Annotated in this window: 22 protein-coding genes and 1 tRNA gene; 11 read left to right on the forward strand and 12 right to left on the reverse strand. The window is 64.6% G+C overall.

Features of this window, described 5'->3' with window-relative positions; translation table 11 throughout:
• Positions 1-49 precede the first annotated feature (49 nt).
• Positions 50-391, forward strand: a complete 342-nt coding sequence (locus PSEK12I1_RS0108640) for an FKBP-type peptidyl-prolyl cis-trans isomerase (RefSeq protein ID WP_027601289.1) — start codon at positions 50-52, stop codon at positions 389-391.
• A gap of 13 nt (positions 392-404) precedes the next feature.
• Here the strand turns inward: PSEK12I1_RS0108640 and PSEK12I1_RS0108645 are convergent, their stop codons facing one another.
• Positions 405-593, reverse strand: a complete 189-nt coding sequence (locus PSEK12I1_RS0108645; protein ID WP_027597626.1) for a hypothetical protein — start codon at positions 591-593, stop codon at positions 405-407.
• A gap of 224 nt (positions 594-817) precedes the next feature.
• Positions 818-3,502 carry a glycoside hydrolase family 5 protein gene (locus PSEK12I1_RS0108650; protein ID WP_027601290.1) on the reverse strand — a complete coding sequence of 895 codons (2,685 nt, stop codon included), beginning with the start codon at positions 3,500-3,502 and terminating at the stop codon, positions 818-820.
• Between the two features lie 442 nt (positions 3,503-3,944).
• On the opposite strand from PSEK12I1_RS0108650, the gene xth reads away from it, so the two are divergent.
• Positions 3,945-4,733, forward strand: coding sequence for an exodeoxyribonuclease III (gene xth, locus PSEK12I1_RS0108655; protein WP_027601291.1), 789 nt, complete (start codon positions 3,945-3,947; stop codon positions 4,731-4,733).
• Positions 4,734-4,739: 6 nt separating this feature from the next.
• Here xth and PSEK12I1_RS0108660 read toward each other — a convergent pair whose 3' ends face one another.
• Positions 4,740-5,132: a hypothetical protein gene (locus PSEK12I1_RS0108660; RefSeq protein WP_007162782.1), complete on the reverse strand. Its 393-nt coding sequence runs from the start codon at positions 5,130-5,132 to the stop codon at positions 4,740-4,742.
• A gap of 278 nt (positions 5,133-5,410) precedes the next feature.
• Here PSEK12I1_RS0108660 and PSEK12I1_RS0108665 point away from each other — a divergent pair, with 278 nt between their 5' ends.
• Positions 5,411-6,235, forward strand: coding sequence for a sigma-54 dependent transcriptional regulator (locus PSEK12I1_RS0108665; RefSeq protein ID WP_231501049.1), 825 nt, complete (start codon positions 5,411-5,413; stop codon positions 6,233-6,235).
• A 250-nt stretch (positions 6,236-6,485) separates the two neighbouring features.
• Positions 6,486-7,370 (forward strand): dTDP-4-dehydrorhamnose reductase, encoded by an 885-nt coding sequence (gene rfbD / locus PSEK12I1_RS0108670; protein ID WP_027601293.1) that lies wholly within the window; start codon positions 6,486-6,488, stop codon positions 7,368-7,370.
• A 70-nt stretch (positions 7,371-7,440) separates the two neighbouring features.
• Here rfbD and PSEK12I1_RS0108675 read toward each other — a convergent pair whose 3' ends face one another.
• The gene (locus PSEK12I1_RS0108675) at positions 7,441-9,009 is read right to left on the reverse strand and encodes a catalase (protein ID WP_027601294.1); all 1,569 of its coding nucleotides are present in this window, start codon (positions 9,007-9,009) and stop codon (positions 7,441-7,443) included.
• 260 nt (positions 9,010-9,269) lie between these two features.
• Between PSEK12I1_RS0108675 and PSEK12I1_RS0108680 the strand changes: the two genes are divergently transcribed.
• Complete coding sequence (locus PSEK12I1_RS0108680) at positions 9,270-9,530, forward strand: hypothetical protein (RefSeq protein WP_027601295.1); 261 nt, start codon at positions 9,270-9,272, stop codon at positions 9,528-9,530.
• 88 nt (positions 9,531-9,618) lie between these two features.
• The gene (locus PSEK12I1_RS0108685; RefSeq protein WP_028700303.1) at positions 9,619-9,825 is read left to right on the forward strand and encodes a carbon storage regulator; all 207 of its coding nucleotides are present in this window, start codon (positions 9,619-9,621) and stop codon (positions 9,823-9,825) included.
• A 21-nt stretch (positions 9,826-9,846) separates the two neighbouring features.
• Here the strand turns inward: PSEK12I1_RS0108685 and PSEK12I1_RS0108690 are convergent, their stop codons facing one another.
• On the reverse strand, positions 9,847-10,317 hold the full coding sequence (locus PSEK12I1_RS0108690) for a hypothetical protein (protein ID WP_027601297.1): 471 nt from the start codon (positions 10,315-10,317) through the stop codon (positions 9,847-9,849).
• A gap of 528 nt (positions 10,318-10,845) precedes the next feature.
• Between PSEK12I1_RS0108690 and PSEK12I1_RS0108695 the strand changes: the two genes are divergently transcribed.
• On the forward strand, positions 10,846-11,124 hold the full coding sequence (locus PSEK12I1_RS0108695; protein ID WP_027601298.1) for a hypothetical protein: 279 nt from the start codon (positions 10,846-10,848) through the stop codon (positions 11,122-11,124).
• Positions 11,125-11,182: 58 nt separating this feature from the next.
• Here PSEK12I1_RS0108695 and PSEK12I1_RS0108700 read toward each other — a convergent pair.
• The 5 genes from PSEK12I1_RS0108700 to dapA form a co-directional block, all read right to left on the reverse strand.
• A tRNA-Ser gene (locus PSEK12I1_RS0108700) sits at positions 11,183-11,272 on the reverse strand.
• Positions 11,273-11,352: 80 nt separating this feature from the next.
• On the reverse strand, positions 11,353-12,063 hold the full coding sequence (gene purC, locus PSEK12I1_RS0108705) for a phosphoribosylaminoimidazolesuccinocarboxamide synthase (protein ID WP_007162774.1): 711 nt from the start codon (positions 12,061-12,063) through the stop codon (positions 11,353-11,355).
• Positions 12,064-12,220: 157 nt separating this feature from the next.
• Positions 12,221-12,979 carry an MBL fold metallo-hydrolase gene (locus PSEK12I1_RS0108710; RefSeq protein WP_017640332.1) on the reverse strand — a complete coding sequence of 253 codons (759 nt, stop codon included), beginning with the start codon at positions 12,977-12,979 and terminating at the stop codon, positions 12,221-12,223.
• Entirely contained in the window at positions 12,918-14,102 is a 1,185-nt protein-coding gene (gene bamC / locus PSEK12I1_RS0108715; protein ID WP_007162772.1) for an outer membrane protein assembly factor BamC, read from the reverse strand. The genes PSEK12I1_RS0108710 and bamC overlap by 62 nt, the downstream gene beginning before the upstream one ends.
• A gap of 14 nt (positions 14,103-14,116) precedes the next feature.
• Positions 14,117-14,995: a 4-hydroxy-tetrahydrodipicolinate synthase gene (gene dapA / locus PSEK12I1_RS0108720; protein ID WP_007162771.1), complete on the reverse strand. Its 879-nt coding sequence runs from the start codon at positions 14,993-14,995 to the stop codon at positions 14,117-14,119.
• A 153-nt stretch (positions 14,996-15,148) separates the two neighbouring features.
• Here dapA and PSEK12I1_RS0108725 point away from each other — a divergent pair, with 153 nt between their 5' ends.
• Entirely contained in the window at positions 15,149-15,709 is a 561-nt protein-coding gene (locus PSEK12I1_RS0108725; RefSeq protein WP_007162770.1) for a glycine cleavage system protein R, read from the forward strand.
• A 22-nt stretch (positions 15,710-15,731) separates the two neighbouring features.
• The gene (locus tag PSEK12I1_RS0108730) at positions 15,732-16,205 is read left to right on the forward strand and encodes a peroxiredoxin (protein ID WP_027601299.1); all 474 of its coding nucleotides are present in this window, start codon (positions 15,732-15,734) and stop codon (positions 16,203-16,205) included.
• Here PSEK12I1_RS0108730 and PSEK12I1_RS0108735 read toward each other — a convergent pair whose 3' ends face one another.
• Positions 16,206-16,460, reverse strand: a complete 255-nt coding sequence (locus tag PSEK12I1_RS0108735; RefSeq protein WP_007162768.1) for a sulfurtransferase TusA family protein — start codon at positions 16,458-16,460, stop codon at positions 16,206-16,208. It lies immediately after the preceding gene.
• Positions 16,461-16,556: 96 nt separating this feature from the next.
• Between PSEK12I1_RS0108735 and PSEK12I1_RS0108740 the strand changes: the two genes are divergently transcribed.
• Positions 16,557-17,996 carry a M48 family metalloprotease gene (locus PSEK12I1_RS0108740; RefSeq protein ID WP_007162767.1) on the forward strand — a complete coding sequence of 480 codons (1,440 nt, stop codon included), beginning with the start codon at positions 16,557-16,559 and terminating at the stop codon, positions 17,994-17,996.
• 17 nt (positions 17,997-18,013) lie between these two features.
• Here PSEK12I1_RS0108740 and nadA read toward each other — a convergent pair whose 3' ends face one another.
• Positions 18,014-19,072: a quinolinate synthase NadA gene (nadA, locus tag PSEK12I1_RS0108745; RefSeq protein ID WP_007162766.1), complete on the reverse strand. Its 1,059-nt coding sequence runs from the start codon at positions 19,070-19,072 to the stop codon at positions 18,014-18,016.
• A gap of 214 nt (positions 19,073-19,286) precedes the next feature.
• Between nadA and PSEK12I1_RS0108750 the strand changes: the two genes are divergently transcribed.
• Positions 19,287-21,140 carry a pyruvate kinase gene (locus tag PSEK12I1_RS0108750; protein ID WP_027601300.1) on the forward strand — a complete coding sequence of 618 codons (1,854 nt, stop codon included), beginning with the start codon at positions 19,287-19,289 and terminating at the stop codon, positions 21,138-21,140.
• The last annotated feature ends 1 nt before the right edge of the window (position 21,141 follow it).

Raw genomic sequence — 21,141 nt, forward strand, 5'->3', positions numbered from 1 at the left:
CAGGACGCCGCGCCCAGGCTAGAATCCGGCTTTTGCCTGGAGCATGGCGATGAGTGACGAATTGCGGATAGAGGATCTGGTGGTGGGCGACGGCAAGGCGGTGGTCAAGGGCGCCCTGATCACCACCTACTATGAGGGCTGGCTGGACGACGGCACCCTGTTCGATTCCTCCCGCGCCAAGGGACGGCCCTTCCAGTGCGTCATCGGTACTGGCCGGGTGATCAAGGGCTGGGATCAGGGCCTGATGGGCATGCGGGTCGGCGGCAAGCGACGCCTGGAGGTACCGGCGGCCCTCGCCTATGGCGAACGCCAGGTCGGAGCGCTGATCAAGCCACATGCCAACCTGAGGTTCGAAATCGAATTGCTGGAAGTCCTGACACGCGACGATTGAGGTCTGGCCGACTTCAGCTCGGCGTCTTGGTATTGCGGCGCACCAACTCGAGCTGGGCTTCGAGCACGCTCAGCCGGGCGAACTGGCGGGTGTAGATGACGAATTGCTCCTGAAAGCTCTGACGGCTCCGGGCAAGGTCCTGTCGATGACTGCGGATCTGCTCTTCAAGCGTCTGCAGCCGCTGCTGGGTGGTTTGCGTCATGGCACCTACTCCTTGTGCTTGGGGTGTCAAATGGACTCTAACCGTGCCCCGACAAGTCGAGCTATAGCCGTTCGTCGTCCCTTAGACCACCGCTGCAGAGCCGTTTCGTCTCGCGAATGCATCAGTGCAAGGCGTGAAAAGCGCATCTTTCCTCACCGAACGATCAAGAAAAAAGGCGACGAACCCGAGGAGGTTCGTCGCCTTCAGGACACACGCGGTAAAAGCTAACGCGGGCCTACCGCCGTGCAGCTGTTGCTGGCATCGACGTATTTCTTCAGCGTCGGCCACTGCGGACGCTCCACGCCATTGACCGGCTCCACCGCCAGCGCGGAAGCACCCCAGCCGGGACCGGCCGCCCAGTAGGTCAGCGGCATGCAGTTCTGCTGCAGATAGGCCAGCATATTGTCGGTGGCGGTCAGCCAGCGGCTGTCGCCTGCGGGTACGCCGAACTCGGCGATCATGCCCCGCTTGCCATTGCGCTTGAGCCATTCGACGAAGGGCTTGACCCGATTGACCCCGACCTGCGGATCGATGGTGCTCGGATTCTGGGTGGCATAGGTGCCACTGCCGTCCTCGTCGAGGTAGACGTTGGCCGCGTAGACGATGTTGTTGGCCGGATCCTTCAGATTGAGCAAGGCATTGCTCACCCCGGGCCAGTTGGCCGCGCTACCCCAGGCATTGCCCTGGACGATCACCGGGTGGGTGCGGTCCATGGTGCGGACGCCGTCGATGCCGGACTGGGCCGTCACCGGCCAGCTGCTGTCGGCGCCATTGGGCTTGCCCATGATGTCATAGCCATAGAGCGCGGCATGGTTGCCCCACTGGTAGGCCAGGCGGTACATCAGATCCCAGTAGTTGAAGTTGGTGACGGTACCGGTGCCGATCAGGATGCCCTTGTAGCGGCCGCCGTTGTCCAGCGCCAGGATCACCTTCATGTTGTACTTCTTGGCCAGCTCCAGCACCTGGGTGACCTGCTGGGTGTAGGCTCCTTCCAGGCTACCGAAGAAGCGGGTCTGCAGGCGCTCCCAGATCACCGGGAAGCGGATGAGCCGCACGCCCTTGGCGCTCCACTGCTGGAAATTCGCCTCGCCCGGCATGATGTAGTTGACGTTGAGAACCCCGGGCAGCGTCTGGGGTGCAAAGGCGGCACCCGAGAAATTCAGCCCCACCAGGTTGAGCTTGGCGCTGTTGGCGGGCGTGCCGGTCGATCCCGTGGGTGTGGTCGTCGAACCGGTGGCCGGCGTGGTGGCACCCGAGGAGCCCGTGCTGCCGCTGCCGGTCGCAGGCTTCACCTCGGCCACTGGCGTCGTCACGACCGGCGTCGCACTGCCCGAGTTGCTGCCCGAACTGGCGCTGCCGGTACTGCCGGTACTGCCCGTAGAGCCCGTCGTGGTCCCCGGCACCGTCGTCGGCGTGCCGGAGGTGGTGGTCCCGGTCTTCAGGGTCTTGGGATAGCCGTAGGCATTGCCATCGAGCTGCGGACTCTCGATGAAGACACTCATGTTGCTGCCGACGACCTGGGCATAGGTCACCTTGTAGCTCTTGCCATCGGCCGGCGTGATCTGCGCGCCCACCTTGAAGGCGCCCACGTTGGCCGCCGACGCCGGAATGGAGAAACCGGCCGCCTTGCGATAGACGCCGTGCAGCCAGTCCTCGTTGGTGAAATCGTTGATCGAGGTGGTCACCCCGGTCGTGGTCGAGCCGCCGGTGTTGCCGGTGCCCGCGGAGGCGCCGGTGCCCGAGCTGCCACCGCTGTTCGAGCCGGCATTGCCGCTGGTGGGGCCACCGCTGCTGCCGGTGGAGCCGCTGGAGCCGCCCGTGGCACCGGTACCGCTGGCTGGCGTGCTGCCGGACCCACTGGCCAGCGGGCCGATGGCGGTGCAGCTGCTGTCATCGATGTACTTCTTCAGGGTCGGCCATTGCGGCCGGTCGACGCCATTGATCGGCTCTACCGACAGGAAATAGTTGCCCCAACCCGGGCCGGCGGCCCAGTAGGTGGCGGGAATGCAGTTCTGCTTGAGATAGGCCAGCATCCGGTCCATCAGCGGCAGCCAGCGGGGATCGTTATCCGGCACGCCGAATTCGCCGATCATGCCCTTCTTCTTGTTCTTCTTCAGCCACTCGACGAAGGGCCGCACCCGCTCCACGCCATAGTCCAGGCTCAGCTTGCCGACATCGATGCCGGTGTAGTTGCCGCCGGCGCTTTCATCGAAATAGGAATGCGCCTGGAAGATCAGGTTGTCGGACGGATCCTTGAGCGCCAGCAGGGAGTCGTTCCACAGCGGCCAGCGGGTCGCTTCCGACCAGCCGTTGCCTTCGATCATGATCGGCTTGGTCTTGTCGACCGCGCGGACCCCGTTGATGCCGTACTGGGCGGCGATCGGCCACTGGGCCATGGAATCGTGGGGCTCGTTCATGATGTCGTAGGCGTACAGCGAGGGCTGACTGCTCCAGCGCTGGGCGATCCGGGTCATGATCTCCTGGTAGCGGTCATAGGGAACCGCTGCGCTGCCGATCACCGATCCGCGATAGAAGGTGTAGTTGTGCAGATCGAGGATGATGCGCATGCCGTATTTCTGCGCATTGGCGAAGGTCTGGTCCACCAGCGCCGCATAGGTCGGGTCCAGCGGACCGCCCAGCACTGGTTGCAGGCGCTCCCAGATGATCGGGAAGCGGATCAGCTTGATGCCCTTGCCGCTCCACTGCTTGAAGTAGGCCTCGACGGGAAAGATGTAGTGGGTGCCGTTGACGCCCGGTAGTACCTGGCCAGCGAAACCGGCGCCGGACAGGTTCAGGCCGACCAGATTGACCTGCTCGGCCTTGGCACCGGTAGCCAGGGTCAGGGCGGCAACGAAGGGCAGCACCTGGGCTGCTCTGCGGGAAAACTTCAGGAAGGATGGATTCATCATCACCAACTGCGCTAAATCGACAGCCCGCTCCCTGAACACTGGCCGATATGAAGTGAGAGAAGAGTCGCGCCATGTTGCCAAGCGCGACGTTGCCTCCAGGCATGTCCAGCTATACAAGCCACATGCCAACTTCATAGTGCTTTACTATGGCCACTATTTAGACATCATTGATAAGTTTAAAAAGCTTTTGATTTTAAAGGCTTTTCTATAACTACCGTTCATCGGCTCCGATGGGTGAATCCATTCACCACTAATCATCAGCGCGCCGATGCAAGTCCGCCGTCAAATTTATTTCCGGAACAATCCGACAACCGACCAAAAGTTCCCGAAGGTGCCAAAAAAAGTAAGTCGCAAATTAACGTGAAACAGATCACATAAATATGGCTGAGGAACTGCTCATATCTCGTTCGGGTCATGGCTATAACCGCTTCCGGAGCACTTCATGACCTCCCTTACCCTTGCGACCTATAACGTCAACGGCATTCGTGCCCGGTTGCCCATCCTCCTGCAGTGGCTGGAGCGGGAGCAGCCCGACATCGTTTGCCTGCAGGAACTGAAAGCGAAGTCTGCCGACTTCCCGCAGGCGGAGCTGGAAGCTGCGGGCTACGGTGCGCTCTGGGACGGCCAGCCCTCCTGGAACGGGGTCGCCATCCTGGCGCGCGATGACCGGCCACTGGAGGTTCGCCGGGGCCTGCCAGGAATGACCGACGATCCCCAGCGCCGCTATCTGGAAGCCGCGGTCAAGGGCGTGGTCGTCGCCAGCCTATATCTACCCAATGGCAATCCCTGGCCGGGCCCCAAGTTCGATTACAAGCTGGCCTGGTTCGAGCGCTTCATCGAGCATGCCCAGGGACTGATGGCGAGTGGGCATCCCGTGGTGCTGGCAGGCGACTACAACGTGGTGCCGACCGACCATGACATCTACGACCCGAAATCCTGGCGCAAGGACGCCTTGCTGCAACCCGAGAGTCGCGCCTGCTTCGAACGGCTGCTGGACCAGGGCTGGCTGGACGCCTTGCGCGCCTGCCATCCGGATGAGGCGATCTACACCTACTGGGACTATTTCCGCCAACGCTGGCAGCGCAACGCCGGTCTGCGTATCGATCATCTGTTGCTGAGTCCGGCGCTGCAGAAGTCCCTGCAGGAAGCCGGGGTGCATCGCTGGGTACGCGACCTGGAAAAGACCAGCGACCATGCGCCGACCTGGATCCGCTTCAAGGCGCCTGACTGAAGGCGTTCAGGCGTCGCGCAGCAGGTCGTTGGCGTTGAGCAGGGCGAAGAGCACTTCCGGACGCTGATTGAGACCGCGGCGCACCGCGGCCGGTATCGTCTGATGGAGCTTGCGACACAGTCCCGGTCGTGGCTGCAGCTCGATGAGCATGCCACGCGCGCTGCGTACCTCTCCCGGCCCTGGCTCGATCTCCAGCTGGATGCCGAGTTGCTCCTGCAGGCGTCGTTGCAGGCGCTGCAGATCGGCCACGCTGGTGACGTTTTCCAGGCGCTCCAGCAGGCGCTGTTCTTCCTGGCGATTGAGCAACAGCGCCCGCGCATCGGCGGCCGGATCGGCCAGCACGGCGTCGCGCTCGCAGGTACAGACGCCAGGCGGACAGGGCGCACGCAAGGAAGCCATCTGACCTCTTTTCCTCTTGTTCCGGAGCGGCAGGATAGCGCCGATCGCCTTACTCTGACGACGGTGGTGCCGAGTGGGCGACACGACAGAACGTCCATACAGTGAGTCTCCCGGCCGTTCAAGAGACCCCGTGGCCGACACAGGGATTCCCTGCATGCCGAGTACCAAGGATCGCGCTCCGCCCAAAAAACCAATCGATATTAAAAAATAGCTAACGCTTATTTTTAGATATATTAAATAGCCGCTACTATGGGGCTTTGACTGCCCGCGATTTCGCCATGCCGACGCTCTCCTCCGACCTCCTGATCGTGCCCGCGGAGCAACAAAGCTCCCTGACCATCCGCGCCAAGGCCCTGGCCTTCGCCGACCCGCGTTCGCGGCAACTGCTCGAGCACCTGGATGCCCTGGCGCCGCACCCCTCCCCCGTGGTGCTAACGGGCGAATGGGGCACCGGGCGCGAGTTGCTGGCGCGACGGCTTCACGAGCGCAGCGGCCGCACCGGACTGTTCAGCAGCCTCGATTGCGCCTCGCTCAGTCGTCGGCATGCTGCGGCCGAACTCTTTGGCTATGTTCCACGCGCCTATGCCGGCACCTCGGGCAGTCGGGTGGGCTGGTTCGGTACCGCCCACGAGGGCAGCCTCTATCTCGACGAGATCGCCGACCTCTCCCGCCCGCTGCAGGAGGAGCTGGTCGAGGTCCTGTCCGACGGAAGCATCCTGCGGCTCGGCAGCAGTCAGCGCACCTCGGTGGACGTCCGCCTGATCGCCGGCTCCAGTATCGATCTGGCGCTGGCCGTCGCAGCCGGCCATTTCGACGAACGCCTCTGGCAACGCCTGGCGCCGGGGCAGGTGGCAGTACCGCCCCTGCGCGAGCGACCGGCCGATCTGCTCCCCCTCGCCCGGCATTTCCTCAGACTGCATGCCGAACGTCTCGACCGGACACCCCCGGAATTGACGGCTGAGGACGAAGCCGCGCTGATCGCCTATCCCTGGCCGGGAAACATCCGCGAACTTGAACAGGTTCTCCATACCGCGCTGCTAACTGCCTCGACGTCCGGACTCCAGCTTGGCAAGCTGCTGCCACTGTCCCTGGTACCCCGCTGAACTCTGCCGACAGACGGCAGTCCTAGCCGCGTACCCTTGCTCGAGTCCCAGCATGACCACCCTGTCCATCCTGTCGATGCCCACTCCGCCATAGTCTGCGGCTGCCATCTTTCCCCAGGAAAGATGATCGGAATCCTCGTTTTGTCGCCTCGCGCGGCAGGCGTTGATTCGTGTGGGAAAAGCCCAGGGCTTTTCAGGAATCGATCGACAGGACGTACGTCTTCCGCAGAAGACGTTCAGGCATGCTTTCATGAATATTGTGATCACTGGCCGTTCCGGCCAAGTTTCGCGCGCCTTGCAGCGCGAGTTCGGTAGCACCCATCAATTGACCGTGCTGGGTCAGGCGGATCTCGATCTGGCCCGGACCGGGCAACTGCGCGCGGCCTTCGACCGGCTGGAACCCGACCTCATCCTCAACGCCGCCGCCTATACCGCCGTGGATCAGGCTGAGGCGGAAATCGAACGCGCCGAGGCGATCAACGCCCGGGCACCGCAGATCCTGGCCGAGTTGGCGCGTGAGCGGGATATCCCCTTCGTGCACTATTCATCCGACTACGTCTTCGATGGCCGCGGGCATCAGCCCTATACCGAGGCTTGCGCGCCGGCGCCCCTGAGCGTCTATGGCCGCTCCAAGCTGGCGGGCGAACAGGCGGTACTGGCGGCCGGGGGCCGCGCCCTGGTGCTGCGCACCTCCTGGGTCTACTCCCATGACGGCCAGTGCTTCTTCAACACCATGCGCCAGCTGCTGGCCGAGCGCGACGAACTCCATGTGGTGGAGGATCAACTCGGCGCCCCCACCTGGGCGCCTACGATCGCCACGGCCACCCGCCAACTGGTCGAACGTCTGCTGGAGCATGGCGATGTCGGCGGTCTCTATCACCTGACCAATGCAGGCCAAACCTCCTGGTACGGCTTCGCCGCCGCCATCGCCGCGCGCCTGAAGCGACGCGGCGAACTACGCGCCCGCCTCTATCCCACCACGACCGAACACTACCCCACGCCGGCGACGCGACCGCTCTATTCCTGCCTCGACTGCAGCAAGGTCGAAGCGGTCCTGCCGAACGCCCTGCCGGACTGGCAGGCCGACTTCGACCGCTGCTGGGCGCGGTTCGAACGCGATAAAACGCTGAATTGAGCGGGCCGGACCCCGGCGGCGCCTGTCCGCCGGGTCGCCTCGGCTTCAGCCGCAGGCGACGGCGCCCGCGTCAACGGCTTTCCCGTTCCCCACCCTGGTAGGTGGGTTCAGCCACGTCCTCGTTGGGCGCAGGATGGCCCGGCAGATTCGGTAGCGCCTTGGCCCTTTCCAGGTCGATGCCGGCGCCCTGGGCCACCCGGGTGCCATAGTCCGGATCGCAGTGCCAGAAGTGCCAGACCATGCGCAACTGGATGTCTGCGGGACAGGCCTGCATGTCGGCGACCAGGTTGGCGATGAGATCGTCCCTTTCCCAGTCTTCGAAGCTGCGATAGCGCGCACCGGTCTGCTGGTAGTCAGCAGCCGTCTTGCGGGATTGATAGCGCCCCAGATGGCCTTCGATCCATTGACGATACTCGTGCTGCGGCCGCGGCGCCTCGCTCAGGCCACCCTGGGAGCTGGGCTCGTAATTGACGTGGGGATTGCTCCCGCTGCGATCCACCTGCAGCGCCATCTGGCCATCGCGCTGATTGGTGGCGTAGGGGCATTTGGGCGCATTGATCGGCAATTGCAGATAGTTGGCGCCGACCCGATAGCGCTGGGTATCGGAATAGGACAGGGTCCGCCCCTGCAGCATCTTGTCGTCGGAAAAGTCGATGCCCTCCACCAGCACTCCCGTACCGAAGGCGGCCTGCTCGGTTTCGGCGAAGACGTTCGAGGGATTGCGATCCAGCACCAGCCGGCCCACCGGCAACAGGGGAAACTGGTCTTCCGGCCAGCGCTTGGTGTCGTCCAGGGGATCGAAGGGCAGTTCGTCGTGCGCCTCGTCCGTCATGATCTGCACGCACATCTCCCACTCGGGATAGTCACCCCGCTCGATGGCGTCGTAGAGATCCCGACTGGCATGGCCCACGTCGTACTTCTGGATTTCGGCCGCCTGCTCGCTGGTGAGATTCCGGATGCCCTGCTTGGGCTCGAAGGAGAACTTGCACAGCACCGCCACGCCCTGGTCGTTGACCAGCTTGTAGGTGTTCACGCTGGAACCCTGCATGTGCCGATAGTCCGCCGGGATGCCCCAGGGGCTCTTCACCCAGGTCACCATGTGCAGCGCTTCCGGGTGATGCTGGACGAAATCGTAGAAGCGCCAGGGCTCCTGGCGATTGGTGATGGGGTCGGGCTTGAAGGCATGGATCATGTCGGGAAACTTGATGGCGTCGCGAATGAAGAACACCTTCAGGTTGTTGCCCACCAGATCCCAGTTGCCGTCCTCGGTATAGAACTTGATCGCGAAGCCCCGCGGATCGCGCGCGGTCTCGGGCGACTCCTTGGCCCCGATGACGGTGGAGAACCTCAGGAAGACCGGCGTCTTCACCCCGGTTTTGGTCAGCACCTTGGCACAGGTGTAGCGGCTGGCGGGTTCGTCGCCGATGGTGCCATAGGCCTCGAACCAGCCATGGGCGGCGGTGCCCCGGGCATGCACCACTCGCTCGGGCACCCGCTCCCGATCGAAATGGGTGATCTTCTCGATGAACTGGTAGTTTTCCAGCGTGGCGGGGCCCCGCTCGCCCACGCTGCGCAGGCTTTGGTTGTCCCGTACCGGATGACCCTGGCGGGTCGTGAGAGTGATCTTGTCGTCGCTCATGGTGGTCTCCAGGCTAGTCACGTCGAACACTGCAGTGACCGGGCCTGTCCGCGGCAGTTGTCAGCCGTCAGACGAGCTGTCCGGAGACGAAACGGCGCCCGGGCCGCTTCTGCTGACCACCCGGGGCTCTAGCCGCTACCTCTCGTCCGTTCGGCGGAAAAAATCGCTGATCGCGCTATCGATCCCATCCAGACTGTTCATCAGCAGTCGATAAGACTCACGGCGATACTCTCCAACAAGAACAGCAGCCGGAGCTTCCCATGCCAGAAGAATACGAAAGCGATCCGCACCCCTGCTCGAAACCGGCGGGGCACTCCGACTTCAATGAAATGGCTGCCGCCGTCGCCGCCGCCATCTCCGTCTGGGCCCTGGCCACCCTAGTCGCCTTGCTCGCGGGTTATCACGGCAGTGGTCCGACCAATGTCATCAACCTGCTGGTGGTCCTCGCGGGCGCTTTGGGATTCGTTGGACGGCGCTGGCAAATGGGGCGTCGGTATCGCTCCGTACATCGCGCCAGATAACCGGCGGAGCCCAACAATCTGCCTACTGATTCTCACCAGAGGCGGAACTGTTTATCATCGGCGCCCTGAAATCATGGCAGGGATGCTCATGTCTTATCTGGTCTTGACCCGTCGCACCGACGAAATCATCAATCTTTCCCTGAAGCCGGGGGCCGATGAAGAACAGGTGCTGGATCTGCTATTCAATGGCGGCATCAACATCTGCATCCTCAAGGTGCAGGGCGACCGCGTGCAGGTAGGCATCCAGGCGCCGACCGACATCAGCGTGATGCGGCAGGAATTGCTGCCCTTCTGAGTCGCCGCTGACCGACCGTCGCTACCGCAACCAGGGCGAGTTGCGGTTGCGCACGTACTCGAAGCGCCCCTCCAGACCCCGCCATTCAGCGCCCTGCCAGAGTTCCGGCGCCAGCGTGCCTTCGGCCTGCAGATCCGCTCGATAGTGGGCGAAGAACGGCTGGCCGTCGCGCAGGACGATGACGTTGTGGCGCTCTTCGATCTGGGCGATGAGATCCAGGACGGCTTCGGCCGAGCGGCCGCCGCTCAGGCAATAGCAGCTGCCATATTGATGCAGCATGCTTTCGAAGCGGTAACGATAGAGGGTGCAGCGATCGGTCTCGAGGTGAACGCTCTGCCCCTTGGCATCCTGCAGGGCATGGTGGACGCAGTGGTCGCAGTCCTCGAATTCCTGACGCGACTCCACCCATTCACCGAGAAACTGCTTCTTCCACCGCCATACCAGCAGCCCACGATCTTCAGGCCGGGAATACACGCTGACCTTGTAGAACATCGCTCGACTCCTCTTATTGTTATGCGCCGAAGCCACCGTCCAATGGCTGCCAGTTGCCGCTCGGCCATCGGAGGTCGCACGCTCTGAGGCGTGCCTTTCCAGCATCGCTCCATTTGCCTGAGGCGTCCAGCCATTCCCGGGCGCTGGCCCCTACCACTCGACGGTACGCAGCTACCGCAAACGGCCCTGGATGCGTCATGAGGCGCCGCGGCTTCGTCCAACTTCCATACAAGATGACATCGGGTCTGCCGGCCGCTTTATCGCCTCGAGATCACGCAAGACCGCCATTCCAGAGCGAGATACAACAAGGGTACAAGTTCTGGTACCGCCCATCAGGCGGGCCGATATTGGCTGCTCAAGACGTTGCGGCGAACTAGTATTCGGCCAACCGTGATCGCCAGGGGTGGTCGAAATCGCAGCTCTGACAAGGACTTGGACGGTCCCGGTGCGCGGTCAGCCGCGCCTGGAGTTGCCGTGATTATCCAGGGCAGCGCCTTGGCGACCCCCTTATCCAATCAAGGACCTTTTATGACTGGCCTGGATAGCGACTGCCAAGAGGCGCTCCGTTACGCCATCAGAAACTGTCCCGCGCGTACGACGGGTCAACTGGCGGCCATCGACTATGCCGAACGGGCCATCCGCCAGGGCCTAAACGCCCTCTCCTCCCTGGAACAGAAGACCTTGGCCTTGGAACTGGGCTTCTGGCTGACCCGTTACCAGCGGATCCAGGAATTCTCCGCTCCTCGCCCAACCGATGCAGAGACCGCGCAGACGCTTGCGGCCTCCCCTACCCGCAAGGTCGACTAGCCAATCCGCAGGCAATAAAAACCCCGAGGTGCCTGGCACGCTCGGGGTTTTCCGTATTTGGCGGAGAGATAGGGATTTGAACCCTAGGAGCCATTGCTGACTCAACGGATTTCGAATCCGTCCCGTTCGACCACTCCGGCATCTCTCCAACGCGGCGCATGATACCAGTCATGCGGGCAAAAGCGAACAAGCAATTGCAAAAAAAGCTCTGGTATCAGCGGCTTGCGTTTAGAGCGGGACGCCCAGGCGCTGGGCGACCTCTTCGTAGGCCTCGATCACGCCGCCCAGACCCTGGCGGAAGCGATCCTTGTCCATCTTCTTGCGGGTTTCCTTATCCCACAGGCGGCTGCCGTCCGGGCTGAATTCGTCGCCCAGCACGACCTTGCCGTGGAACAGCCCGAATTCCAGCTTGAAGTCGACCAGTAGCAGACCGGCGTCGTCGAACAGCTGCTTGAGGATGTCATTGATGCGGAAGGTCAGCGCCTTCATCTCGGCCAGCTGGTCGAGAGTGGCCCAGCCAAAGGCCTGGACATGGCTTTCGTTGACCATGGGGTCGTGCAGCGCATCGTTCTTCAGGAAGAGTTCGAAGGTCGGCGGCGTCAGCTCCAGGCCCTCCTCCACGCCCAGGCGGCGCACCAGGCTGCCGGCGGCGAAGTTACGCACCACGCATTCCACCGGAATCATCTCGAGCTTCTTGACCAGGCATTCGTTGTCGCCCAGCAGTTGCTCGAACTGGGTGGGGATGCCGGCGGCTTCGAGCTTCTGCATGACGAAGGCATTGAACTTGTTGTTCACCATGCCCTTGCGCTCGAGTTGCTCGATGCGCTCGCCATCGAAGGCAGAGGTGTCGTTGCGGAACAACAGGACCAGGCGATCGGGATCGTCGGTGGTGAATACCGACTTGGCCTTGCCACGGTAGAGTTCTGCGCGTTTTTCCATCTTGGACTCCGGTTCGAAGGGCTTGCAGGCTGTGGACGAACGCAGGTGAGACGACCGGTTCGGGACCAGTACAGCCGGGAAGCGCAGTTTACATAGGATCGTGGATCTTTTGGCCGTGCAGCAACGCTCGACCGCTAAAGAAAAGCGGGTCAGCGCCTCAGGCGATGGCCTGCCATTCCAGCCCCTGCTGCTGATCGGCGATCTGCAGCCAGTCCGCATCGCAGCCCAGCACATTGGTGAAGCAGGCGCGGGCGAGCCAGGGGTTGTTGTTCTTCTCGCTCAGGTGGGCGAGCACCAGATGCTGCAGGCCCGGACAGGCCAGCTCCATCACCAGCTCGGCCGATTGCCGGTTGTTGAGGTGACCGCGCACCCCGCCGACCCGTGCCTTGAGGTGATAGGGATAAGGGCCCGCGGCGAGCATGTTGCTGTCGTGGTTGGCTTCGATCACCAGGGCATCCAGGCCACGGTAATGCGCCAGCACCCCAGGCGTGGCCTCGCCGAGATCGGTGAGCACGCCCAGGCGCTTGCGGCCATCGTCGAAGACGAACTGGGTCGGCTCCAGGGCGTCATGGGACACCTGCACCACGGTCACTTCCAGCGCGTCCAGCACCAGCCGTTCGCCGTCCACCAGCAGGCCCTGAGCGGCCACCGGCTTGCGCAGGCCGCGACCGGTACCGGCGCTGTAATAGACCGGCACCCCGTGCTTGCGCGCCAGGAGCTCGACGCCCTGCACGTGATCGGAGTGTTCGTGGGTGACCAGGACGGCATCCAGCTGGGCAGGTACTACGCCCAGCCGGGCCAGACGACGTTCGGCTTCTCGCAGGGAGAAGCCGCAGTCGATCAGCACATAGCTGTTATGGCTGTGCACCAGGGTCGAGTTGCCCCGACTGCCGCTGCCCAGGATTGCGAAGCGCATACTGCATGCTCGTCTGAAGCTTTTTCAGCACGCCTTCGGCGATGTCCTGGGGTGCTGCGGTGTTGATGGTCTTGTCCAGGGTGACCTGGACGGTGTTGCCTACCGAGGTGAGGCGCACCTGGAAGCGCCGTGCGCGGGCGTCTTCCTCTTCCTTGGTCTCGCCCTTGCCGAACATGCGGCCGAAGAAGCCCGGCTTGCGCTCTTCGGGCTTCTGCGCGCCTTCGGCGATGTTCACGTAGTAGACGCCCAGGCTGCGATCCATGTCGTCGACGCGGATGTCGGCGCCTTCGATGGCGCGACCCACGCTGGACCAGGCGCGATTCAGATCGCTTTCCAGCACCAGCATGGGCACGCCGCTGCCGTCGACCTCGTAGGTCACGCGCTCGGGGGTATCGTAGCCACCAGCGGCCAGCAGCGAGACCGAGCCACTGCCCTGCTCGCTGCGGTCCAGGCCGGCCAGCACCTGATTCAGCAGGGCGTCATCGAGTGCCGAGCTGTTCTGGCTGCTGGACCAGGACGGCTCGCTGGAGCTGCCCTGGCTGCGGGTCTGGGTCTGGATGAAGATTTCGCTGCTGCCCGATTGCACGCCCGGCTCGATGCGCAGGCGGGTGCGCAGCTCGTTACCCGGCTGCAGGCGGCCGTTGGTGCTCAGACTGCGGGCCAGCGGGGTCGACAGCTCGGTGGGCGCCTGCCAGGCGGTGATGATCTCACCGGTCTGCGGACGCTCTTCGGCAATGCGGAAGCCGTTGTCGGTCAGGTACTGACGGGCCACCGGCCAGACGCTGGCGGGGACCTTCTGGGCGGCCAGCCAGCGGGCGTTGCCGCTGCGCTGCACGCTGAACTGTTCGTTGCCACTGCCCTGGACGGCCAGCGCCTGGGGTTTCGGCACTTCGAAGCCATAGGAGCGATTCTGGGTATCGGCCACGTTGGCCGGAATCGGCAGCAGCGGATCCATCGGCTTGGCCTGGACATCGGTCGGCACCTGCATCGGGCCGGTTTCGCGGGCTTCGAGATAGTCATTGCCGCGATCGCGGAAATAACCATGCTCGCCCCACACCCAGCTGCAGCCACTGGCGGTGGCCACGGCCAGACCCAGCGTCGTCAAACCCAGAACACGTTTCATCGACTGCTTCCTAATCACGCCAGCACTCCCGCCTGACGCAGGGCCTGACGTACCACTTCGTGGCAGCGCGAGCTCAGCCAGGTCAGCGGCAGGCGGATACCGGCGTCGATCATGCCCATTTCATGCAGGGCCCACTTCACCGGGATCGGATTCGATTCGATGAACAGATTCTTGTGCAGCGGCATCAGCTGTTCGTTGAGCGCGCGTGCGGTGTCGGCATCGCCCCGCATGGCGGCGGCGCAGAGTTCGCTCATGGCGCGCGGCGCGACGTTGGCGGTCACCGAGATGTTGCCCTTGCCGCCCAGCAGCATGAGTTCGGCGGCGGTGGCGTCATCGCCCGAGTAGACCAGGAAGTCCTTGCCGACACGGGAGAGGATGTCGCGGGCGCGCGCCAGGTCGCCGGTGGCTTCCTTGATACCGATGATGTTCGGCACCTTGGCCAGGCGCTCGACGGTCTCGGCCAGCATGTCGCAGGCGGTACGGCCCGGCACGTTGTAGAGGATCTGCGGAATGGCGACGGTTTCGGCGATCATGCGGAAGTGCTGGTACAGCCCTTCCTGGGTCGGCTTGTTGTAGTAGGGCACGACCAGCAGACAGGCGTCGGCGCCCGCGTCCTTGGCGGCGCGGGTCAGGTCGATGGCCTCACGGGTGGAATTGCCACCGGTGCCGGCGATGACCGGGATGCGGCCCTTGACCTGCTCGACCACATGACGGATCACGGCAACGTGCTCGTCGACGTCGACCGTGGCGGATTCACCCGAGGTGCCCACCGCGACGATGGCGTCGGTGCCTTCGGCGAGATGGAAGTCCACCAGCTTGGTCAGGTTGTCCCAGTCGATACGCCCCTGGGCGTCCATAGGGGTGACCAGCGCCACCATGCTCCCCGCAATCATGCAACCGCTCCTGCCGGAAAAAGAGAGCGGTAATGGTACTGACGCCTCTGCGCCAGCACAAGCAACGCGCCCCCAACGGGCATTCCCCCCGCGAGCGCTTTTCGCTACCCTTTCGCCTTTGCCAGTCTGTAATTCCCCCTGCCAGGAAGCCTAATGTCCGCCACCCCCCCGATTCGCGAACAATTTCTCGTCATCAGCGCGCTGGGCGCCAACCCCATGGAGCTGACCAACGTGCTCTACCGCAGCTGCATGGACAACCGCTGCGCAGTGGTCAGCAGCCGGCTGAGCCGGCACGGGGAATACAGCGCGCTGATCCTGCAGGTCTCCGGCAACTGGGACGGCCTGGCGCGCCTCGAAGGCGGCCTCGCCGGCCTCGGCAAGCGTCACGGCTTCACCGTCGGCGTCACCCGCAGCGCCGCCCTGGAGAATCGCCCCCAGGCCCTGCCGTACGTCGTCTATGTCAGTGCCGCCTATCGCCCGGACATCCTCAACGAGCTCTGCCAGTTCTTCGCCGACCACAAGATCGAAGTGGAGAACCTGGTCTGCGATTCCTACCAAGCGCCCCAGACCGGCGGCACCATGCTCAACGCCACCATCACCGTGACCCTGCCCGCCGGCACCCAGATCAGCTGGCTGCGCGACCAGTTTCTGGATTTCGCCGACGCCCTCAATCTCGATGCCCTGATCGAGCCCTGGCGGCCGCAGAGCAATTGACGGAACCCGCAAGGAGCTGCCCATGAGCGTGACCCTCGACCAACCGCTTCCGGCTTTCCAGGCCCAGGCCACCAGCGGCCTCGAGGTCTCGCCGGCCAGTCTGCGCGGTCGCCAGGCGGTGCTGTACTTCTATCCCAAGGACAACACCCCCGGCTGCACCACCCAGGGCCAGGGCTTTCGGGATCTGCACGAGCAGTTCCTCGCGGCCGACACCCAGGTCTTCGGCATCAGTCGTGACAGCCTGCGCACCCACGAGAATTTCCGTACCAAGCAGGGCTTTCCCTTCGAGCTGATCAGCGACAAGGACGAGACCCTCTGCCAGCTGTTCGACGTGATGCGACAGAAGAAGCTCTACGGCAAGGACTACATCGGCGTGGATCGCAGCACCTTCCTCATCGACCGGGAAGGCGTGGTGCGCCAGATCTGGCGCGGCGTGAAGGTCCCCGGGCACGTCGCCGAGGTCCTGGCCGCCGCCCAGGCGCTGAACAAGGCCTGATCAGGCCTTGCGCAGCCAGTAGCGGAAGGTTTCCCCCGCCACCTCTTCGCCCACCAGGGCGTGTCCCGACAGCTTGGCGAAGGTACGGAAGTCGCGTTGCGACCCGGCATCGGTCGCCACCACGGCCAGCACCTCGCCGGAAGACAGGCGGTTGAGTTCCAGCTTGGCCTTGAGCAGCGGCATGGGGCAGCTCAGGCCACTGGCGTCCAGCTGGGCGGTCACCGCGCCGGTGTAGGGTTGGCTCAGATCGGCCATGAGATTCTCCATTGGGGGCTAGGTCAGTGCCCGGGTTTGCTAGGCACCCAGACGGCGGGCCGCTAAAGTAGCCCTTTTGCGGCCACGAGTCTTGCCATGAACGTCCTGCGCCCCGCCCTGCTGTCCCTGGCGCTACTCGCCGCGCCCCATCTGGCGCAGGGGGCGAACGATCTGCCGTCACTGGGCGATGCCAGCTCTTCGATCGTCTCGCCCGAGCAGGAGTTTCAGATGGGCCGCGCCTGGCTGAGCATGTTGCGCGGCCAGGTCCCGGCTATCAACGATCCGCAGCTCAAGCAATTCGTCGAGCAGACCGTCTACAAGCTGGCCGAGACCAGCGACCTGCAGGACCACCGCCTGGTCTTCATCCTGATCAAGGATCCCGAGATCAACGCCTTCGCCGCGCCCGGCGGGGTGATCGGGGTCAATGGCGGGCTGTTCCTCAAGTCGGAGACCGAAGCCGAGTACGCGGCGGTCATGGCCCATGAGCTGGGTCACCTCATCCAGCGCCACTTCGCCCGCGGGGTGGAAAACCAGCAGCGCATGCAGTTGCCGCTGATGGCGGCCCTGCTCGCCGGCATCGTGGCCGCCGCGGCAGGCGGCGGCGATGCGGGAATCGCCGCAATCGCCTCGACCCAGGCGGCGGCCATCCAGAGCCAGTTGCGCTTTTCCCGACTCAACGAGCAGGAGGCCGACCGCGTCGGCATCGTCAATCTGGAGCGCGCCGGCTACGATCCGCGCGCCATGCCGGAGATGTTCGGTCGGCTCGCCCGGCAGTATCGCTATGACCGTACCCCGCCGGAATTCCTGCTGACCCACCCGGTCACCGATAGCCGGATCGCCGATACCCAGGCGCGTGCCGAGCGTTTTCCCAAGGGCGGCGTCGAGGATAGCAAGCGCTTCCAGCTGATGAAGGTGCGGGCTCAGATGTATTTCGAGGAAACCGCCGGCCTGCTGGTGAAGCGCTATAGAGCCCAGCTGCAGGAAAACCCGGACAACGACGCGGTCCGCTACGGCCTGGCCATGGGCCTGACCAAGCAGGGCCAGCTCAACGAGGCGCGGGACACCCTGGCGCCGCTGCTGCGCAAGGCGCCGGACGAGATCAGCTACAACCTCGCCCAGGTCGACCTGGACATCACCGCCAATCGCCTGCCCGACGCCCAGAAACGCGTACAGCGACTGCTGGAGCTCTATCCGGACGATCTGGCGGTGAGCCTGGCCCAGGTGGACCTGCTTGGCCGCACCAAGCAGGCCAAGGCCGCCAGCCAACTGCTCGACAAGCTGCTCAAGCAGCGGCCGATCGATCCGGATCTGTGGAATCAGGCGGCGGACGTCCGCGGTCAGGCCGGCGACCTGGTCGGCGTGCACCAGGCACGCGCCGAGTACTTCGCCCTCACCGGTGACTACAACCAGGCCATCCAGCAACTGGGCTTCGCCAAGCAGCGCGCCGCCAGCAACTATCAGCTGGCCGCGCGGATCGATGCCCGCCAGCAGGAGATGATCGCCCAGCGCAAGCTGAGCGAAGAAATCCTGCGCTAGCGTCCTGGGCCGCGCCCTCAGGCGTTGCCCTTGACCTTCAGCTGCAGCGCCTGGGTGAAGTCGAGCATGCGCTTGAGCGGCTTGACCGCCCGGGGGATGAGTGCCGGATCGACCAGCACCTCGCCGGAGCCGTCGAGCAGGCAGTTGAGGGTGCGCTCCAGGGTATTCATCGCCATCCACGGGCAGTGGGCGCAGCTGCGGCAGGCGGCGCCGTTGCCGGCGGTGGGCGCCTCGATGAAGGTCTTGTCCGGGCAGGCCTGCTGCATCTTGTAGAAGATGCCGCGATCGGTGGCGACGATGAACTGGCGATTGGGCAGCGTCTGGGCCGCCTTGATCATCTGGCTGGTGGAGCCGACATGGTCGGCCAGTTCGATCACCGCCTCGGGCGACTCCGGATGCACCAGGATGGCCGCCTCCGGATAGAGCCGCTTGAGGTCTTCCAGCTGGCTCGCCTTGAATTCCTCATGGACGATGCAGGAGCCTTCCCAGAGCAGCATGTCGGCGCCGGTCTCGCGCTGGATATAGCGACCCAGGTGGCGATCGGGGGCCCAGAGAATGGTCTCGTCGTTGTCCATCAGGTGCTCGACGATGTCCAGCGCGCAGCCGGAGGTGACCACCCAGTCCGCCCGGGCCTTCACCGCGGCCGAGGTGTTGGCGTAGACCACCACGGTGCGCTCGGGATGCTGGTCGCAGAAGGCGGAGAATTCCTCCACCGGGCAGCCCAGGTCCAGGGAGCAGGTGGCTTCCAGGGTCGGCATCAGCACCCGCTTTTCCGGGTTGAGGATCTTGGCCGTCTCGCCCATGAACTTGACCCCGGCCACCACCACGGTGGACGCCGGATGGCGATTGCCGAAACGCGCCATCTCCAGGGAGTCGGCGACGCAACCGCCGGTCTCCTCGGCCAGCGCCTGGATCAGCGGATCGGTGTAGTAGTGGGCGAGCAGCACCGCGTTCTGCGCCTTGAGCTCGCGGGCGATGGCGGTCTTGTAGGCCGCGATCTCGTCTGGCCCGAGCGCCTTGGGCTGCTTGGCGGCCAGATGGGCCTGGACCAGGAGACGTTCGGAAATCTGCACCATGGCGGGTACCTGAAAACGGGGGTCGTCAAGGCCGCGCATCATAGCAGCATCCTGGCCGACTCCCTATGGACGCCAGCGGCGGCCTGCGCGATGAGTGGCCATCTGCCGCTAATGTCTGGCAACACTTGGCTTTTCACTTCTCCGGCGGTCACGGGTCCGAGACAGGAACGCCCGGTGAGCGTCTCGCCTGGGCCCCCGCTGCTGGAGACCTATCGTGCCGCCCCGTTCCACCTCGCGTTCCCGGACCTCCGATCACGATCTCGCCACCCTCCTCGCTGAACTGCGCGCCCTCCAGGATGCCCTGCACCAGGCCAGCGCGGATCCGCGCCTGGATCGCCAGGCGCTCAATCCTGCCTACCTCGCCAGCGCCCAGAACCTGCTCGCCTATCTGGCGTTGCGCGAGGGCGATCTGCACGGCCTTCAGCTGCGCCTCTCCGCCCTGGGGCTGTCGTCGCTGGGTCGTTCCGAAGCCGCGGTGCTGCCGGCGGTGGCGACCCTTATCAACACCCTGGAGCGACTGCTCGGCGGGAGCCCGGCGGCGCGGCCCACGGCCAAGGCCGCCAACCCGCTGGCGGATCACGCCCGCATGCTGTTCGGCTCCCCTGCCGCCGAGCGGGAGGTGCGCATCATGGTCACCTTGCCGCGCGAGGCCGCGGACAACTATTCCCTGGTGCGCGATCTGCTGGCGGCGCACATGGATTGCGTGCGCATCAACTGCGCCCACGACGAACCGGCCAGCTGGAAGCGGATGATCGAGCACGTGCGCCGTGCCAGCGCGGAGCTGGACCGGCCCTGCAAGGTGTTCATGGACCTGCCGGGCCCCAAGCTGCGTACCGGGCCCATCGCCACGGGCGCGGCGGTGCAGAAGGTGAAGCCCGAACGCGATGCCCAGGGCCGTGTCTGCCAGCCGGCGCGGATCTGGCTGACCGGCCGTCGCCAGCCGCGACCGGCGCCCTCCCCGGCAGCCGCCAGTGTCCAAGCGGGCGAACGCTGGCTGAAGGATCTGCAGGTGGGCGACTGCATCCGCCTAGTGGACACCCGGCAGGCGCAACGGCGCTGGATGGTGGTCGAGGTCGGCGACCGCGGCTGCTGGGCGGAGGCGACCAAGACCACCTACCTTGCGCCCGGACTGCGTCTGAGCGTCACGCGCGAGGGGCGCAAGAGACACAGCCGCATTGGTGATTTCGCCCCGCAGCCGGGTGCCCTGCGCCTCGCCGAGGATGATCTGCTGATCCTGACTGCCGACCAGACGCCCGGCCGGCCCGCCAGCCAGGACAGCGGCGGTCGCCTGCTGACACCCGCCACCCTGGGCTGCACCCTGCCCCAGGTGTTCGCCGACGTGCGCGGCGGCGAGCCGGTCTGGTTCGACGACGGCAAGATCGGCGGGGTGATCGAAGGCGCCGATCAGGATGCGCTGCAGGTCCGTATCACCCACGCGCCGGGCGGCGCCAAGCTCAAGGGCGACAAGGGCATCAACTTTCCCCAGAGCAACCTGCGGCTGGCAGCGCTGGGCGAACAGGACCTCGCAGCCCTGGCGTTTGCCGCCGAGCACGCCGACGCCATCGAGATGTCCTTCGTCAACAGCGCCGACGACGTCCGTGCGCTGCTCGCGGAACTCGAGCGCCTGCAGGCCGAGCACCTGGGTGTGGTACTGAAGATCGAGACCCGCCGCGGTTTCGACAACCTTCCTGCACTGCTGCTGGCCGGCATGCAGCGCGGCGGCTTCGGCGTGATGATCGCCCGCGGCGACCTGGCGGTGGAAGGCGGCTTCGAGCGCCTGGCGGCGCTGCAGGAAGATATCCTCTGCCTGTGCGAAGCGGCCCACGTGCCGGTGATCTGGGCGACCCAGGTGCTGGAGAATCTGGCCAAGAAGGGTTCGCCTTCGCGCGCCGAGATCACCGATGCCGCCACCGGAGTCCGCGCCGAATGCGTGATGCTCAACAAGGGCCCGCACATCCTCAAGGCGGTCGCCACCCTGGATGAACTGCTGGTGCGGATGCAGGGCTACAACAGCAAGAAGCGCCAGATGCTGCGCAAGCTGGAGCTGGCCTCGCCCTGGGCGGACTGAT

It is taken from the genome of Pseudomonas sp. MOIL14HWK12:I1, assembly GCF_000510705.1.
In the GTDB taxonomy this organism is placed as follows: domain Bacteria; phylum Pseudomonadota; class Gammaproteobacteria; order Pseudomonadales; family Pseudomonadaceae; genus Chryseomonas; species Chryseomonas oryzihabitans.